This is a genomic window from Streptomyces sp. NPDC057249 (assembly GCF_042669245.1).
GTDB lineage: Bacteria > Actinomycetota > Actinomycetes > Streptomycetales > Streptomycetaceae > Streptomyces.
In genome coordinates, this window is the sequence record NZ_JBHUXS010000005.1 from 330,633 (window position 1) to 347,839 (window position 17,207).

12 protein-coding genes are annotated in these 17,207 nt (G+C 66.5%); 11 read left to right on the plus strand and 1 reads right to left on the minus strand.

Features of this window, described 5'->3' with window-relative positions:
- The first annotated feature begins 44 nt into the window (after window positions 1–44).
- From rplK to tuf, 11 genes are all read left to right on the plus strand, one after another.
- A complete protein-coding gene (gene rplK, locus ACFUJY_RS12330; RefSeq protein WP_143621126.1) occupies window positions 45–479 on the plus strand; it encodes a 50S ribosomal protein L11 in 435 nt (144 codons plus the stop codon).
- 80 nt (window positions 480–559) lie between these two features.
- Window positions 560–1,282 (plus strand): 50S ribosomal protein L1, encoded by a 723-nt coding sequence (rplA, locus tag ACFUJY_RS12335; RefSeq protein ID WP_073964463.1) that lies wholly within the window; start codon window positions 560–562, stop codon window positions 1,280–1,282.
- Window positions 1,283–1,440: 158 nt separating this feature from the next.
- Window positions 1,441–2,367 (plus strand): hypothetical protein, encoded by a 927-nt coding sequence (locus ACFUJY_RS12340; protein ID WP_383297961.1) that lies wholly within the window; start codon window positions 1,441–1,443, stop codon window positions 2,365–2,367.
- A 294-nt stretch (window positions 2,368–2,661) separates the two neighbouring features.
- Window positions 2,662–3,219, plus strand: a complete 558-nt coding sequence (gene rplJ / locus ACFUJY_RS12345) for a 50S ribosomal protein L10 (RefSeq protein ID WP_018101258.1) — start codon at window positions 2,662–2,664, stop codon at window positions 3,217–3,219.
- 84 nt (window positions 3,220–3,303) lie between these two features.
- Window positions 3,304–3,687: a 50S ribosomal protein L7/L12 gene (gene rplL, locus ACFUJY_RS12350; RefSeq protein WP_073964461.1), complete on the plus strand. Its 384-nt coding sequence runs from the start codon at window positions 3,304–3,306 to the stop codon at window positions 3,685–3,687.
- Window positions 3,688–4,272: 585 nt separating this feature from the next.
- The gene (gene rpoB / locus ACFUJY_RS12355) at window positions 4,273–7,758 is read left to right on the plus strand and encodes a DNA-directed RNA polymerase subunit beta (RefSeq protein ID WP_383297963.1); all 3,486 of its coding nucleotides are present in this window, start codon (window positions 4,273–4,275) and stop codon (window positions 7,756–7,758) included.
- Between the two features lie 130 nt (window positions 7,759–7,888).
- Complete coding sequence (locus tag ACFUJY_RS12360) at window positions 7,889–11,788, plus strand: DNA-directed RNA polymerase subunit beta' (protein ID WP_383297965.1); 3,900 nt, start codon at window positions 7,889–7,891, stop codon at window positions 11,786–11,788.
- A 445-nt stretch (window positions 11,789–12,233) separates the two neighbouring features.
- The gene (gene rpsL, locus ACFUJY_RS12365) at window positions 12,234–12,605 is read left to right on the plus strand and encodes a 30S ribosomal protein S12 (RefSeq protein ID WP_003948652.1); all 372 of its coding nucleotides are present in this window, start codon (window positions 12,234–12,236) and stop codon (window positions 12,603–12,605) included.
- A 2-nt stretch (window positions 12,606–12,607) separates the two neighbouring features.
- Window positions 12,608–13,078 carry a 30S ribosomal protein S7 gene (rpsG, locus tag ACFUJY_RS12370; RefSeq protein WP_073964452.1) on the plus strand — a complete coding sequence of 157 codons (471 nt, stop codon included), beginning with the start codon at window positions 12,608–12,610 and terminating at the stop codon, window positions 13,076–13,078.
- A 38-nt stretch (window positions 13,079–13,116) separates the two neighbouring features.
- Window positions 13,117–15,246, plus strand: a complete 2,130-nt coding sequence (fusA, locus tag ACFUJY_RS12375) for an elongation factor G (protein ID WP_383297968.1) — start codon at window positions 13,117–13,119, stop codon at window positions 15,244–15,246.
- A gap of 161 nt (window positions 15,247–15,407) precedes the next feature.
- Entirely contained in the window at window positions 15,408–16,601 is a 1,194-nt protein-coding gene (tuf, locus tag ACFUJY_RS12380; protein WP_136317104.1) for an elongation factor Tu, read from the plus strand.
- Between the two features lie 100 nt (window positions 16,602–16,701).
- On the opposite strand, the gene ACFUJY_RS12385 is transcribed toward tuf, so the two are convergent.
- Complete coding sequence (locus tag ACFUJY_RS12385) at window positions 16,702–17,157, minus strand: GNAT family N-acetyltransferase (RefSeq protein ID WP_383297969.1); 456 nt, start codon at window positions 17,155–17,157, stop codon at window positions 16,702–16,704.
- Window positions 17,158–17,207: the final 50 nt, after the last annotated feature.

Below are 17,207 nucleotides of genomic sequence, written 5' to 3' on the forward strand. Positions count from 1 at the left end.
ACCGGATGACGGCGAAAACTCTCACTAGGACCCGGAGAGAGCACATGCCTCCCAAGAAGAAGAAGGTCACGGGGCTTATCAAGCTCCAGATCAACGCCGGTGCGGCCAACCCGGCCCCGCCGGTCGGCCCCGCACTGGGTCAGCACGGCGTCAACATCATGGAGTTCTGCAAGGCCTACAACGCCGCGACCGAGTCGCAGCGTGGCATGGTCGTGCCGGTGGAGATCACGGTCTACGAGGACCGCTCCTTCACCTTCATCACCAAGACTCCGCCGGCCGCCAAGCTGATCCTCAAGGCCGCGGGTGTGGAGAAGGGCTCCGGCGAGCCGCACAAGACCAAGGTCGCCAAGCTGACGGCCGCCCAGGTCCGCGAGATCGCCACGACGAAGCTCCCCGACCTGAACGCCAACGACCTCGACGCCGCGTCGAAGATCATCGAGGGCACCGCCCGCTCCATGGGCATCACGGTCGAAGGCTGATTCAGCCCCACTCCCTCAGTGGTAGGACCGGCGCTGGTCCGCACCACGACTCCACATTCTGAAAACCATCAGGAGTAGAAGTGAAGCGCAGCAAGAACCTCCGCGCTGCGGACGCCAAGATCGACCGGGAGCGCCTGTACGCCCCGCTCGAGGCCGTCCGTCTCGCCAAGGACACCGCCACCACGAAGTTCGACGGCACCGTCGAGGTCGCCTTCCGCCTGGGTGTTGACCCGCGCAAGGCCGACCAGATGGTCCGCGGCACCGTGAACCTCCCGCACGGCACCGGCAAGACCGCCCGGGTCCTGGTCTTCGCGACCGGTGACCGTGCTGCGGCCGCGGAAGCCGCCGGCGCCGACATCGTCGGCTCCGACGAGCTCATCGACGAGGTGGCGAAGGGCCGTCTGGACTTCGACGCCGTCGTCGCGACCCCGGACCTCATGGGCAAGGTCGGCCGCCTCGGCCGCGTGCTCGGTCCGCGTGGTCTGATGCCGAACCCGAAGACCGGTACGGTCACCCCCGATGTCGCGAAGGCTGTCAACGACATCAAGGGCGGCAAGATCGAGTTCCGCGTCGACAAGCACTCGAACCTGCACTTCATCATCGGCAAGGTGTCCTTCGACGACACCAAGCTGGTGGAGAACTACGCAGCGGCGCTGGAGGAGGTCCTCCGCCTGAAGCCGTCCGCGGCGAAGGGGCGCTACATCAAGAAGGCCGCCCTGGCGACCACGATGGGCCCCGGCATCCCGCTGGACCCCAACCGCACCCGTAACCTCCTCGTCGAGGAGGACCCGGCCGCCGTCTGAGCCCTCGCGCTCGTACGACCGCCGCGTCACGTGTGACATTGGACGGGCCCCGCAACCTTTCGAGGTGCGGGGCTCGTCCTCATTCGTACGTGGACATGACTGTCGGAGCCCTGCGTTAGCGTGGGTGACCGAGAGTCGAACGAGGGGTGGAATCACAGATGTTGACCAATACCGTACGGCGCGTGGGCCTGTCCGTCGCTGTGGTGGCGGCGCTGACCTCGGTCGCGGCCTGTGGCGGATCGGACGACGGGGGTACGAGCAAGGGCTCGGGCAAGACCGGGAGCCGCGGCGACTCCGTGGTGAAGGTCGACCCGATAGCCGCGCTGGTCGCCGTGCAGAAGAAGACCGGCCAGGCGCAGTCGGCCCGGGTCGAGGGCGAGACCACCATGGGCAGCGTGATGTCCATGAAGCAGACGGGTGTCATGGACTGGTCCGACGGGATCACCGGCACCATGAAGATCACGTACACCGGCGGCACCATGGCCGACACCCTGAAGCAGGCCGGTGGCAGCGGCACGATGGAGGCCCGTTACTTCAAGGACGGGTACGCGGCGGACATGGGCGAGGCCCTGGCCCAGCAGACCGGCGGCAAGCGCTGGATCAACTACAGCTACGACGACCTGGCCGAGATGGCCGGCGCCTCGGGCGAGGTGATGAAGGACCAGATGCAGAACAGCACCCCCGAGCAGGGGGTCAAGTCGCTGCTGGCCTCCGGTGACGTCAAGAAGGTCGGCCAGGAGGACGTCCGCGGCGTCAGCACCACGCACTACTCGGGCACGGTCGACGTCGCCGATCTGACCGCCAAGAGCAGCAATCTCGACGCCGACGAGGTCGCCGCCCTCAAGAAGCAGCTGGCCGACGCCGGGATCACCACGGAGACCATCGACATCTGGGTCGACGAGAACGACCTGCTGGTGAAGAAGACCGAGCGCGGCGAGATGAAGACCGGCGAGCTGAACTCCACGGTGTTCTACAGCGACTACGGCACGAAGGTGTCGGTCGAGCGCCCGCCGGCCGCCGAGACCGTCGACTTCTCCGAGATGATGAAGCAGCAGCAGGGAGCCACCGCGGGAGCGGCCTCCTAGCCCGGCTCCGGGGAGTTCAAACCTCCCGGGACCACCCGAAGCGGGACGGATTTGTATTGCGCGACCCGAGTCGCGTACTCTTCTGCAGAAGCCAAAGACCGCTGGTCGTTGTTCTGAATCCCTCAGGGGTTCGGGCAACCGAAGGCTCCGTTGATGCGGACGACCTGCGCAGGTGACTGTGGAGAGCTCCCGGACTTCGTTTCGGTCGAGCTACGCCCTGGCGCCTGCGCCGGGGCGTTTCGTCTTTCCGGTCCCTTTCGAGCGGTCCTCATCACCCGGAAGGAGGCCGACGCTATGGCTAGGCCCGACAAGGCTGCTGCGGTAGCCGAGCTCGCGGACCAGTTCCGCAGCTCGAACGCCGCCGTGCTGACCGAGTACCGGGGTCTCACCGTGGCACAGCTCAAGCAGCTGCGCCGTTCGCTCGGTGAGAACGCCCAGTACGCCGTGGTGAAGAACACGCTGACCAAGATTGCGGCCAACGAGGCCGGGATCGACACGCTGGACGACCTGTTCGCAGGTCCGACGGCGGTTGCCTTCGTCACCGGTGACCCGGTGGAGTCGGCGAAGGGTCTTCGTGACTTCGCCAAGGACAACCCGAACCTGATCATCAAGGGCGGTGTCCTTGACGGCAAGGCGCTGTCCGCCGATGACATCAAGCAGCTCGCGGACCTCGAGTCCCGCGAGGTTCTGCTCGCCAAGCTGGCCGGTGCCATGAAGGGCAAGCAGACTCAGGCTGCGCAGCTCTTCCAGGCGCTGCCGTCGAAGTTCGTCCGCACCGCGGAAGCGCTTCGCGTCAAGCTGGAGGAGCAGGGCGGTGCCGGTACGCCGGCTCCCGCCGAGGCCGCCGAGTAATCACGCTCAGCGGTCCAGCGGGCACCGTGTACGCCCGCCGACACATACATCCGGCACCTGCCGAATAGTGGAAGGACGCCTGTCATGGCGAAGCTGTCCCAGGAAGACCTGCTCGCTCAGTTCGAGGAGCTCACCCTCATCGAGCTCGCCGAGTTCGTGAAGGCCTTCGAGGAGAAGTTCGACGTCACCGCCGCCGCGGCCGTCGCCGTCGCGGGCCCGGCCCAGGGTGGCCCGGCTGCCCCGGCCGAGGAGGAGAAGGACGAGTTCGACGTCATCCTCACCGCCGCCGGTGACAAGAAGATCCAGGTCATCAAGGTCGTGCGCGAGCTGACCTCCCTCGGCCTGAAGGAGGCCAAGGACCTCGTCGACGGCGCCCCGAAGCCTGTCCTCGAGAAGGTCGCGAAGGACGCCGCGGACAAGGCCGCCGAGTCCCTCAAGGGCGCCGGCGCCTCCGTCGAGGTCAAGTGACCCAGGGAGTCTTCTGACTCCTCAGGACCCCCGTGCCGCGAGGCGCGGAGTCACATCGCGAAAGGCGATCACCCGTTCGGGTGGTCGCCTTTCGGCGTACCGGAGGCGGGTGCCTTGCCCTTCCCGCGTTGACGAGTAGGGTGATCTTCGCCGTGCGTCTCTCGTGGGGCGTGCGGGCGGTGGTCCGTGGGGCCCGAGGGCGGGCGAGGCCGAGGGGGCCCTTGACGAACCGCACGCGGCGCGCAATTCTCAAGGCGCGTCGCCGAATCGATCCGAATCCGAGGCATGGATCGATGGCGGAGCGGGCAGTAAAGAAGGGCGCACCCCGCGCAGGGCTGGACATAGGTGTTGAGAAGAGCTGTTGAGAGCAACGTGGGTCTCTGAAAACCCCGACTGGACATCAGTGTGGCACTTGGCTACACTGACCCTTTGCGCTGCCTGTTAGCTGCCTCCTGCCCGTCACCAGGGGCATACCCATCTTGAGCATCGTGGACAGATCATCCCCGACCAGGGATTTTCTGCCCTCATGTCCACTTTGGGACCGGTACGCGCGTAGTGAGTCCGAGCCCTCGGAAGGACCCCCTCTTGGCCGCCTCGCGCAACGCCTCGACCGCGAATACGAACAACGGCGCCAGCACCGCCCCGCTGCGCATCTCTTTTGCAAAGATCAAGGAGCCCCTCGAGGTTCCGAACCTCCTCGCGCTGCAGACCGAGAGCTTTGACTGGCTCCTCGGCAACGCCGCCTGGAAGGCTCGCGTCGAGGCTGCTCTGGACAGTGGACAAGACGTCCCCACCAAGTCCGGCCTCGAGGAGATCTTCGAGGAGATCTCCCCGATCGAGGACTTCTCCGGGTCGATGTCGCTCACGTTCCGCGACCACCGCTTCGAGCCCCCGAAGAACTCGATCGACGAGTGCAAGGAGCGCGACTTCACGTACGCCGCCCCGCTCTTCGTCACGGCCGAGTTCACCAACAACGAGACCGGCGAGATCAAGTCCCAGACGGTCTTCATGGGCGACTTCCCGCTCATGACCAACAAGGGCACCTTCGTCATCAACGGCACCGAGCGTGTCGTGGTGTCGCAGCTGGTCCGCTCGCCGGGTGTCTACTTCGACTCGTCGATCGACAAGACGTCCGACAAGGACATCTTCTCCGCCAAGATCATCCCCTCCCGGGGTGCCTGGCTGGAGATGGAGATCGACAAGCGCGACATGGTCGGTGTCCGCATCGACCGCAAGCGCAAGCAGTCGGTCACCGTCCTCCTGAAGGCGCTCGGCTGGAGCACCGAGCAGATCCTGGAGGAGTTCGGCGAGTACGAGTCCATGCGCGCCACCCTGGAGAAGGACCACACCCAGGGCCAGGACGACGCGCTGCTCGACATCTACCGCAAGCTGCGCCCGGGCGAGCCGCCCACCCGCGAGGCCGCTCAGACGCTGCTGGAGAACCTCTACTTCAACCCGAAGCGCTACGACCTCGCGAAGGTCGGCCGCTACAAGGTGAACAAGAAGCTCGGCGCCGACGAGCCGCTGGACGCCGGCGTGCTCACCACCGACGACGTCATCGCGACCATCAAGTACCTGGTCAAGCTGCACGCCGGTGAGACCGAGACGGTCGGCGAGTCCGGCCGGACGATCGTCGTCGAGACCGACGACATCGACCACTTCGGCAACCGCCGCCTGCGCAACGTCGGCGAGCTCATCCAGAACCAGGTCCGTACGGGTCTCGCCCGTATGGAGCGCGTCGTGCGCGAGCGCATGACGACCCAGGACGTCGAGGCGATCACGCCGCAGACCCTGATCAACATCCGGCCGGTCGTCGCCTCCATCAAGGAGTTCTTCGGCACCAGCCAGCTGTCGCAGTTCATGGACCAGAACAACCCGCTGTCGGGTCTCACCCACAAGCGCCGTCTGTCGGCGCTCGGCCCGGGTGGTCTGTCCCGTGAGCGGGCCGGCTTCGAGGTCCGAGACGTGCACCCGTCCCACTACGGACGCATGTGCCCGATCGAGACCCCCGAAGGCCCGAACATCGGTCTGATCGGTTCGCTCGCCTCGTACGGCCGCGTCAACGCGTTCGGCTTCATCGAGACGCCGTACCGCAAGGTCGTCGACGGCCAGGTCACCGACGAGGTCGACTACGTCACCGCCGACGAGGAAGACCGTTTCGTCATCGCCCAGGCGAACGCGACGCTCTCCGACGACCTGCGCTTCACCGAGCCCCGCGTCCTGGTCCGCCGTCGTGGCGGCGAGGTCGACTACGTCCCCGGTGGCGAGGTCGACTACATGGACGTCTCGCCGCGCCAGATGGTGTCCGTCGCGACCGCGATGATCCCCTTCCTGGAGCACGACGACGCCAACCGCGCCCTCATGGGCGCGAACATGATGCGCCAGGCCGTTCCGCTCATCAAGAGCGAGGCGCCGCTCGTCGGCACCGGCATGGAGTACCGCTGCGCCACCGACGCCGGTGACGTCCTGAAGGCCGAGAAGGACGGTGTGGTCCAGGAGGTCTCCGCGGACTACATCACCGTCACGAACGACGACGGTACGTACACCACGTACCGCATCGCCAAGTTCATGCGCTCCAACCAGGGCACCTCGGTCAACCAGAAGGTCGTCGTCTCCGAGGGCGACCGGGTCATCGAGGGCCAGGTCCTCGCCGACGGTCCGGCCACCGAGCACGGTGAGATGGCGCTCGGCAAGAACCTGCTCGTGGCGTTCATGCCGTGGGAGGGTCACAACTACGAGGACGCGATCATCCTGTCGCAGCGCCTCGTGCAGGACGACGTCCTCTCCTCGATCCACATCGAGGAGCACGAGGTCGACGCCCGTGACACCAAGCTCGGCCCCGAGGAGATCACCCGGGACATCCCGAACGTCTCCGAGGAGGTCCTCGCGGACCTGGACGAGCGCGGCATCATCCGTATCGGTGCCGAGGTCGTCGCCGGCGACATCCTCGTCGGCAAGGTCACGCCCAAGGGCGAGACCGAGCTGACCCCCGAGGAGCGCCTGCTCCGCGCGATCTTCGGTGAGAAGGCGCGCGAGGTCCGCGACACCTCGCTGAAGGTGCCGCACGGTGAGATCGGCAAGGTCATCGGCGTCCGCGTCTTCGACCGCGAAGAGGGCGACGAGCTGCCGCCGGGCGTGAACCAGCTGGTCCGCGTCTACGTCGCGCAGAAGCGCAAGATCACCGACGGTGACAAGCTCGCCGGCCGCCACGGCAACAAGGGCGTCATCTCGAAGATCCTGCCGATCGAGGACATGCCGTTCCTGGAGGACGGCACCCCGGTCGACATCATCCTCAACCCGCTGGGTGTCCCGTCCCGAATGAACCCGGGACAGGTCCTGGAGATCCACCTCGGCTGGCTCGCCAGCCGCGGCTGGGACGTCTCCGGCCTCGGTGACGAGTGGGCCAAGCGCCTGCAGGCCATCGGCGCCGACCAGGTCGCCCCCGGCACCAACGTCGCCACGCCCGTCTTCGACGGTGCGCGCGAGGACGAGATCTCCGGTCTCTTCGAGGCCACGATCCCGAACCGCGACGGCATGCGTCTGGTGCAGCCCTCCGGCAAGGCCAAGCTGTTCGACGGCCGCTCCGGCGAGCCGTTCCCGGACCCGGTCTCGGTCGGCTACATGTACATCCTCAAGCTGCACCACCTGGTCGACGACAAGCTCCACGCCCGTTCGACCGGCCCGTACTCCATGATCACGCAGCAGCCGCTGGGTGGTAAGGCGCAGTTCGGTGGGCAGCGATTCGGTGAGATGGAGGTGTGGGCCCTTGAGGCTTACGGCGCCGCTTACGCCCTCCAGGAACTGCTGACGATCAAGTCCGACGACGTCACCGGCCGCGTGAAGGTCTACGAGGCGATCGTCAAGGGCGAGAACATCCCCGAGCCGGGCATTCCCGAGTCCTTCAAGGTGCTCATCAAGGAAATGCAGTCGCTCTGCCTCAATGTGGAGGTGCTGTCCTCGGACGGTATGTCCATCGAGATGCGCGACACGGACGAGGACGTCTTCCGCGCGGCGGAGGAGCTCGGTATCGACCTGTCCCGGCGCGAGCCGAGCAGCGTCGAAGAGGTCTGACGGGTTGGCCGGCCGGATCTCCGTGATCCGGCCGGCTCTCCCCGGACCCGTTCAGACCATTGCTGAAGTGCCCCGATTTACTCGCGTGACGCGAGGGGGCTCGAACCCCCGAAAGAGGGATTGACGACAAGTGCTCGACGTCAACTTCTTCGACGAGCTGCGGATCGGCCTTGCCACCGCGGACGACATCCGTACCTGGTCCCACGGCGAGGTCAAGAAGCCGGAGACCATCAACTACCGCACCCTGAAGCCCGAAAAGGACGGACTCTTCTGCGAGAAGATCTTCGGTCCGACCCGGGACTGGGAGTGCTACTGCGGCAAGTACAAGCGTGTCCGCTTCAAGGGCATCATCTGTGAGCGCTGTGGCGTCGAGGTCACGCGCGCCAAGGTGCGCCGTGAGCGCATGGGCCACATCGAGCTCGCCGCTCCCGTCACCCACATCTGGTACTTCAAGGGCGTCCCGTCGCGTCTGGGCTACCTGCTGGACCTCGCGCCGAAGGACCTCGAGAAGGTCATCTACTTCGCCGCGTACATGATCACGTTCGTGGACGAGGAGCGCCGCACCCGCGACCTCCCCTCCCTGGAGGCCCACGTCTCCGTCGAGCGCCAGCAGATCGAGAACCGCCGCGACTCCGACCTGGAGAACCGCGCCAAGAAGCTCGAGACCGACCTGGCCGAGCTGGAGGCGGAGGGCGCCAAGGCCGACGTGCGCCGCAAGGTGCGCGAAGGTGCCGAGCGCGAGATGAAGCAGCTGCGCGACCGTGCGCAGCGCGAGATCGACCGCCTCGACGAGGTGTGGAGCCGCTTCAAGAACCTCAAGGTCCAGGACCTGGAGGGCGACGAGCTGCTCTACCGCGAGCTGCGTGACCGCTTCGGCACGTACTTCGACGGCTGCATGGGCGCCGCCGCGCTGCAGAAGCGCCTGGAGTCCTTCGACCTCGACGAGGAGGCCGAGCGCCTCCGCGAGATCATCCGCACCGGCAAGGGCCAGAAGAAGACCCGTGCGCTCAAGCGCCTCAAGGTCGTCTCCGCGTTCCTGCAGACCAGCAACAAGCCCAAGGGCATGGTGCTCGACTGCGTGCCGGTCATCCCGCCGGACCTCCGTCCGATGGTGCAGCTGGACGGTGGCCGCTTCGCGACCTCCGACCTGAACGACCTGTACCGCCGCGTGATCAACCGCAACAACCGCCTGAAGCGGCTTCTCGACCTCGGCGCGCCCGAGATCATCGTGAACAACGAGAAGCGCATGCTCCAGGAGGCCGTGGACGCCCTCTTCGACAACGGTCGTCGTGGCCGTCCGGTCACCGGACCGGGCAACCGCCCGCTGAAGTCGCTCAGCGACATGCTGAAGGGCAAGCAGGGCCGCTTCCGTCAGAACCTGCTCGGCAAGCGTGTGGACTACTCCGCGCGTTCCGTGATCGTCGTCGGTCCGCAGCTCAAGCTGCACCAGTGCGGTCTGCCGAAGGCGATGGCGCTGGAGCTGTTCAAGCCGTTCGTGATGAAGCGCCTGGTCGACCTGAACCACGCGCAGAACATCAAGTCGGCCAAGCGCATGGTCGAGCGCGGCCGCACCGTGGTGTACGACGTCCTCGAAGAGGTCATCGCCGAGCACCCGGTGCTGCTGAACCGTGCGCCCACGCTGCACCGCCTCGGCATCCAGGCCTTCGAGCCGCAGCTGGTCGAGGGCAAGGCCATCCAGATCCACCCGCTCGTCTGCACCGCGTTCAACGCGGACTTCGACGGTGACCAGATGGCCGTGCACCTGCCGCTGTCCGCGGAGGCGCAGGCCGAGGCCCGCATCCTGATGCTGTCCTCGAACAACATCCTCAAGCCGGCCGACGGCCGCCCGGTCACGATGCCGACCCAGGACATGGTGCTGGGTCTGTTCTTCCTGACCACCGACGGCGACCTCCGTGACACCAAAGGCGAGGGCCGCGCGTTCGGCTCCACGGCCGAGGCGATCATGGCGTTCGACGCCGGCGAGCTGGCGCTCCAGTCGTCCGTCGACATCCGCTTCCCGGTGGGCACCATCCCGCCGCGTGGCTGGGTGCCGCCGGTCGCCGAGGAGGGCGAGCCCGAGTACCAGCCGGGTGACACCTTCCGGCTGCGGACGAGCCTGGGCCGCGCGCTCTTCAACGAGCTGCTGCCCGAGGACTACCCGTTCGTCGACTACTCGGTCGGCAAGAAGCAGCTCTCCGAGATCGTCAACGACCTCGCCGAGCGCTACCCCAAGGTCATCGTGGCGGCGACGCTCGACAACCTGAAGGCGGCCGGCTTCCACTGGGCGACCCGTTCGGGCGTCACCGTGGCCATCTCCGACGTCGTCGTGCCCGAGGCCAAGAAGGCCATCGTCAAGGGCTACGAGGAGCAGGACGAGAAGGTCCAGAAGCAGTACGAGCGCGGTCTGATCACCAAGGACGAGCGCACGCAGGAGCTCATCAACATCTGGACCAAGGCGACCAACGAGGTTGCCGAGGCGATGAACGAGAACTTCCCCAAGACGAACCCCATCTTCATGATGGTTGACTCGGGTGCCCGAGGAAACATGATGCAGATGCGTCAGATCGCCGGTATGCGTGGTCTGGTGTCCAACGCCAAGAACGAGACAATCCCGCGTCCCATCAAGGCGTCCTTCCGTGAGGGCCTCACCGTTCTGGAGTACTTCATCTCCACGCACGGTGCCCGTAAGGGTCTGGCGGACACCGCCCTGCGTACCGCCGACTCGGGTTACCTGACCCGTCGTCTGGTGGACGTCTCGCAGGACGTGATCATCCGCGAGGAGGACTGCGGCACCGACCGCGGCCTCAAGCTGAAGATCGCCGTCAAGGGTGCCGACGGCGTCCTCCGCAAGACGGACGACGTCGAGACCTCGGTCTACGCCCGCATGCTCGCCGAGGACGTCGTGGTGGACGGCAAGGTCATCGCGCCTGCCAACGTCGACCTCGGTGACGTCCTGATCGACGCCCTGGTGGGCGCCGGCGTCGAGGAGGTCAAGACCCGCTCGGTCCTGACCTGTGAGTCCGCGGTCGGCACCTGTGCCTTCTGCTACGGCCGTTCGCTCGCCACCGGCAAGCTGGTCGACATCGGTGAGGCGGTCGGCATCATCGCCGCCCAGTCCATCGGTGAGCCCGGTACCCAGCTGACGATGCGTACCTTCCACACCGGTGGTGTGGCCGGTGACGACATCACCCAGGGTCTGCCGCGTGTCGTCGAGCTCTTCGAGGCGCGTACGCCCAAGGGTGTCGCCCCGATCTCCGAGTCCGCGGGCCGCGTCCGCATCGAGGAGACCGAGAAGACCAAGAAGATCGTCGTCACCCCGGACGACGGCAGCGACGAGATCGCCTTCCCGATCTCGAAGCGCGCCCGTCTCCTGGTCGGCGAGGGCGACCACGTCGAGGTGGGCCAGAAGCTCACCGTGGGTGCCACCAACCCGCACGACGTGCTGCGCATCCTCGGCCAGCGCGCGGTCCAGGTCCACCTGGTCGGCGAGGTCCAGAAGGTCTACAACTCGCAGGGCGTGTCGATCCACGACAAGCACATCGAGATCATCATCCGGCAGATGCTCCGCCGCGTGACGATCATCGAGTCCGGTGACGCGGAGCTGCTGCCGGGCGAGCTCGTCGAGCGCTCGAAGTTCGAGACCGAGAACCGTCGCGTGGTCACCGAGGGCGGTCACCCCGCCTCCGGCCGTCCGCAGCTGATGGGTATCACCAAGGCCTCGCTGGCGACGGAGTCGTGGCTGTCCGCGGCCTCCTTCCAGGAGACGACCAGGGTCCTGACGGACGCGGCGATCAACGCCAAGTCCGACTCCCTGATCGGCCTCAAGGAGAACGTCATCATCGGTAAGCTCATCCCGGCCGGTACGGGCCTGTCCCGCTACCGCAACATCCGGGTCGAGCCGACCGAGGAGGCCAAGGCCGCGATGTACTCGGCCGTCGGCTACGACGACATCGACTACTCGCCGTTCGGCACGGGCTCCGGCCAGGCCGTTCCGCTGGAGGACTACGACTACGGTCCGTACAACCAGTAAGCGAGTCGCTTGATACGCCCGGAGGGCGGTCATCCCGGTTGCGGGGTGGCCGCCCTCCGGCGTGTGATACGTCACAGCGCCGCGCACGTCCGGCCGGGCCCCGGGGGCCCGGGGCGGGGCTCGTACGGCCTCAGAGGCGCTCTCAGGGGGTCGTAGGGCATCCGTACGGGTCGGGACAAGCCGGGCGCACGGGGCGGGCCCCCGGGCTGGACGCCATTTGTTTTGACCCAGGTCCGTGAGGTAGGTACGCTCAGACCTTGTGCCTGGGGTGTGCCTGGGTTCGTGTGCGTGTCCTCAACCGCATGGCGAGCCTGTCTTCGGCCACCGTGATCCGTGCTCCTCATGCCGTTCCGGTACGGGCTCGCAGGATTCGACACACCCGACCGCGTGGGTCGGCGACGTTCCAGGTTAGTTTCACCGACGGCACACAGAAACCGGAGAAGTAGTGCCTACGATCCAGCAGCTGGTCCGGAAGGGCCGGCAGGACAAGGTCGAGAAGAACAAGACGCCCGCACTCGAGGGTTCGCCCCAGCGCCGCGGCGTCTGCACGCGTGTGTTCACGACCACCCCGAAGAAGCCGAACTCCGCGCTCCGGAAGGTCGCACGTGTGCGTCTGACCTCGGGCATCGAGGTCACGGCCTACATCCCGGGTGAGGGACACAACCTGCAGGAGCACTCCATCGTGCTCGTGCGTGGTGGCCGTGTGAAGGACCTGCCGGGTGTTCGTTACAAGATCATCCGCGGCTCGCTCGACACCCAGGGTGTCAAGAACCGCAAGCAGGCCCGCAGCCGCTACGGCGCCAAGAAGGAGAAGTAAGAATGCCTCGTAAGGGCCCCGCCCCGAAGCGCCCGGTCATCATCGACCCGGTCTACAACTCTCCTCTTGTCACGTCGCTGATCAACAAGATCCTGCTCGACGGCAAGCGTTCCACCGCCGAGCGGATCGTGTACGGCGCCATGGAGGGTCTTCGTGAGAAGACCGGCGCCGACCCGGTCATCACGCTGAAGCGCGCGCTGGAGAACGTCAAGCCCTCGCTCGAGGTCAAGTCCCGCCGTGTCGGTGGCGCCACCTACCAGGTGCCGATCGAGGTCAAGCCCGGTCGCGCCGCCACCCTGGCGCTCCGCTGGGTCGTGGGTTACTCCCGCGCCCGCCGCGAGAAGACGATGACCGAGCGGCTCATGAACGAGCTGCTCGACGCCTCGAACGGTCTTGGCGCTGCCGTCAAGAAGCGTGAGGACACCCACAAGATGGCCGAGTCCAACAAGGCCTTCGCGCACTACCGCTGGTAGTCGCTACCCCCATCGAGACCGAGAGAAGACTGAGCCTTATGGCCACCACTTCGCTTGACCTGGCCAAGGTCCGCAACATTGGGATCATGGCCCACATCGACGCGGGCAAGACGACCACCACTGAGCGGATCCTGTTCTACACCGGCGTTTCGTACAAGATCGGTGAGGTCCACGACGGCGCTGCCACGATGGACTGGATGGAGCAGGAGCAGGAGCGCGGCATCACCATCACGTCCGCCGCGACGACCTGCCACTGGCCGCTCAATGATGTTGACCACACCATCAACATCATCGACACCCCGGGTCACGTCGACTTCACCGTCGAGGTGGAGCGTTCGCTCCGCGTCCTCGACGGCGCCGTCACCGTGTTCGACGGTGTGGCCGGCGTCGAGCCGCAGTCCGAGACCGTCTGGCGTCAGGCGGACCGCTACGGCGTGCCGCGCATCTGCTTCGTCAACAAGCTCGACCGCACCGGTGCCGACTTCCTGCGCTGCGTCAACATGATCGTGGACCGCCTCGGCGCGACCCCGATCGTCATGCAGCTGCCGATCGGTGCCGAGGCGGACTTCACGGGCGTCGTCGACCTCGTGTCGATGAAGGCCTTCGTGTACCCCGAAGAGGCCGCCAAGGGCGAGATGTACAACATCGTTGACATCCCGGCCGAGCTCCAGGAGCAGGCGGACGAGTGGCGCGGCAAGCTGCTCGAGGCCGTGGCCGAGAACGACGACGCCATGATGGAGCTGTACCTGGAGGGCACCGAGCCCACCCAGGAGCAGCTGCACGAGGCGATCCGTCGCATCACCCTGGCCTCCAAGGGCGGCGCCGACTCCGTCACCGTCACCCCGGTGTTCTGTGGCACCGCGTTCAAGAACAAGGGCGTCCAGCCCCTGCTCGACGCGGTCGTCCGCTACCTGCCTTCCCCCCTGGACGTCGAGGCCATCGAGGGCCACGACCCCAAGGACCCCGAGACCGTCGTGAAGCGCAAGCCCTCGGACGAGGAGCCGCTGTCGGCTCTGGCGTTCAAGATCGCGAGCGACCCGCACCTCGGCAAGCTCACCTTCGTCCGGATCTACTCCGGTCGCCTGGACGCCGGCACCGCGGTGCTGAACTCCGTCAAGGGCAAGAAGGAGCGCATCGGCAAGATCTACCGCATGCACGCGAACAAGCGTGAGGAGATCGACTCGGTGGGCGCCGGCGACATCATCGCCGTCATGGGCCTGAAGCAGACCACCACCGGTGAGACGCTGTGCGACGACAAGAACCCGGTCATCCTGGAGTCCATGGACTTCCCGGCGCCGGTCATCCAGGTCGCCATCGAGCCCAAGTCCAAGGGTGACCAGGAGAAGCTGGGTGTCGCCATCCAGCGCCTCTCCGAGGAGGACCCGTCCTTCCAGGTGCACTCCGACGAGGAGACCGGCCAGACCATCATCGGTGGTATGGGCGAGCTTCACCTCGAGGTGCTCGTCGACCGCATGAAGCGCGAGTTCCGCGTCGAGGCGAACGTCGGCAAGCCGCAGGTCGCGTACCGCGAGACGATCCGCAAGGCCGTCGAGCGCATCGACTACACGCACAAGAAGCAGACTGGTGGTACCGGCCAGTTCGCGAAGGTGCAGATCGCCATCGAGCCCCTCGAGGGCGGCGACGCGTCGTACGAGTTCGTCAACAAGGTCACCGGTGGCCGCATCCCCCGTGAGTACATCCCCTCGGTGGACGCGGGTGCCCAGGAAGCCATGCAGTTCGGCGTCCTGGCCGGTTACGAGATGGTGGGCGTCCGCGTCACCCTGATCGACGGTGGTTACCACGAGGTCGACTCCTCGGAGCTCGCCTTCAAGATCGCCGGTTCGCAGGCGTTCAAGGAGGGTGCCCGCAAGGCGTCCCCCGTGCTCCTCGAGCCGATGATGGCCGTCGAGGTCACCACGCCCGAGGACTACATGGGCGATGTCATCGGCGACCTCAACTCCCGCCGTGGCCAGATCCAGGCCATGGAGGAGCGCAGCGGCGCTCGCGTCGTGAAGGGCCTCGTGCCCCTCTCGGAGATGTTCGGCTACGTCGGAGACCTCCGCAGCAAGACCTCGGGTCGCGCAAGCTACTCGATGCAGTTCGACTCCTACGCCGAGGTTCCGCGGAACGTCGCCGAGGAGATCATCGCGAAGGCCAAGGGCGAGTAACTCTCCCGAGCTCACGCTTTAGGCTTGTCACCGGAGCCCGTGGGGCATTCGTCGCGCAGTTCACACTTCGCGGAGAATGCCCCCGGGGGCCGGCATCCCAGCAAAGATCACCCTGGCGCCGATGAAGCAAGGCGTACAGAACCACTCCACAGGAGGACCCAGTGGCGAAGGCGAAGTTCGAGCGGACTAAGCCGCACGTCAACATCGGCACCATCGGTCACATCGACCACGGTAAGACGACCCTCACGGCCGCCATTACCAAGGTGCTGCACGACGCGTACCCGGACCTGAACGAGGCCTCGGCCTTCGACCAGATCGACAAGGCTCCCGAGGAGCGCCAGCGCGGTATCACCATCTCGATCGCGCACGTCGAGTACCAGACGGAGCAGCGTCACTACGCTCACGTCGACTGCCCGGGTCACGCTGACTACATCAAGAACATGATCACCGGTGCCGCGCAGATGGACGGCGCCATCCTCGTGGTCGCCGCCACCGACGGCCCGATGCCGCAGACCAAGGAGCACGTGCTCCTGGCCCGCCAGGTCGGCGTTCCGTACATCGTCGTCGCCCTGAACAAGGCCGACATGGTGGACGACGAGGAGATCCTGGAGCTCGTCGAGCTCGAGGTCCGCGAGCTGCTCTCCGAGTACGAGTTCCCGGGCGACGACCTGCCGGTCGTCAAGGTCTCGGCGCTCAAGGCCCTCGAGGGCGACAAGGAGTGGGGCAACACCGTCCTCGAGCTCATGAAGGCCGTGGACGAGAACATCCCGCAGCCCGAGCGCGACGTCGACAAGCCGTTCCTGATGCCGATCGAGGACGTCTTCACGATCACCGGTCGTGGCACCGTCGTCACCGGCCGCATCGAGCGTGGTGTCCTCAAGGTCAACGAGACCGTTGACATCGTGGGCATCAAGCAGGAGAAGACCACCACCACGGTCACCGGCATCGAGATGTTCCGCAAGCTGCTCGACGAGGGCCAGGCCGGTGAGAACGTCGGTCTGCTCCTCCGTGGCATCAAGCGCGAGGACGTCGAGCGCGGCCAGGTCATCATCAAGCCCGGTTCGGTCACGCCGCACACCGAGTTCGAGGCCCAGGCCTACATCCTGTCGAAGGACGAGGGTGGCCGTCACACCCCCTTCTTCAACAACTACCGCCCGCAGTTCTACTTCCGTACCACGGACGTGACCGGCGTCGTGACCCTCCCCGAGGGCACCGAGATGGTCATGCCGGGCGACAACACCGTCATGTCGGTCCAGCTGATCCAGCCGGTCGCCATGGAGGAGGGCCTGAAGTTCGCCATCCGTGAGGGTGGCCGGACCGTGGGCGCCGGCCAGGTCACCAAGATCAACAAGTAAGTCCTTGTTGGTTTGACCTGGTAGCTCCGCACAGAGCACCAAGAAGGGCCCCGTCCCACCGTTCACGCGGTGGGGCGGGGCCCTTCGGCGTGTCAGGCGTTCACGTCCGCCGGATCATGAACACGTCCACCGGGTCCTCCCGCTCGGTCACGAAGCCGTGCCGCTCGTACAGCCGCCGCGCGGCGCTGCCCTGGAGCACGTTCAGCCGCACCGGCACCCCTTCGGCGTCCGTACGCGCCAGCAGGTGCCGCAGTACGCCGGAGCCGATGCCCCGCCCCTGGAGCGCCTCGTCCACGAAGAAGCTCTCCAGGCACCAGTCGCCGTCCCCGTACGGCCGCAGCGTCACGCAGCCCGCGAAGCGGCCGTCCACCACGATGACCGAGGTGTGCTCGGGGACGTACGAGTCGCGCATCCGCTGCCGCACCCGGTGCTCGTCGAAGCGGCCGAGGCGGACCAGGTCGGGGCGCATCACGACGGCCCGGAGCTCGACCATGTCGTCCAGGTCACCGGGGGTGGCGGGGCGCAGGGCCCACGCTTGAGTGGTACGTACATGCATGGCGGGAGTCTGTCAGAGCGGGGCCGGCCGGGGCGCGTCTGGCAGGGTGG

Bases quoted from the DNA above. Each gene is read 5' to 3' on its own strand.
- rplK (WP_143621126.1), top strand. From the start codon at position 45: ATGCCTCCCAAGAAGAAGAAGGTCACGGGGCTTATCAAGCTCCAGATC.
- ACFUJY_RS12340 (WP_383297961.1), top strand. From the start codon at position 1,441: ATGTTGACCAATACCGTACGGCGCGTGGGCCTGTCCGTCGCTGTGGTG.
- rplJ (WP_018101258.1), top strand. From the start codon at position 2,662: ATGGCTAGGCCCGACAAGGCTGCTGCGGTAGCCGAGCTCGCGGACCAG.
- rplL (WP_073964461.1), top strand. From the start codon at position 3,304: ATGGCGAAGCTGTCCCAGGAAGACCTGCTCGCTCAGTTCGAGGAGCTC.
- rpsG (WP_073964452.1), top strand. From the start codon at position 12,608: ATGCCTCGTAAGGGCCCCGCCCCGAAGCGCCCGGTCATCATCGACCCG.
- fusA (WP_383297968.1), top strand. From the start codon at position 13,117: ATGGCCACCACTTCGCTTGACCTGGCCAAGGTCCGCAACATTGGGATC.
- ACFUJY_RS12385 (WP_383297969.1), bottom strand. From the start codon at position 17,157: ATGCATGTACGTACCACTCAAGCGTGGGCCCTGCGCCCCGCCACCCCC.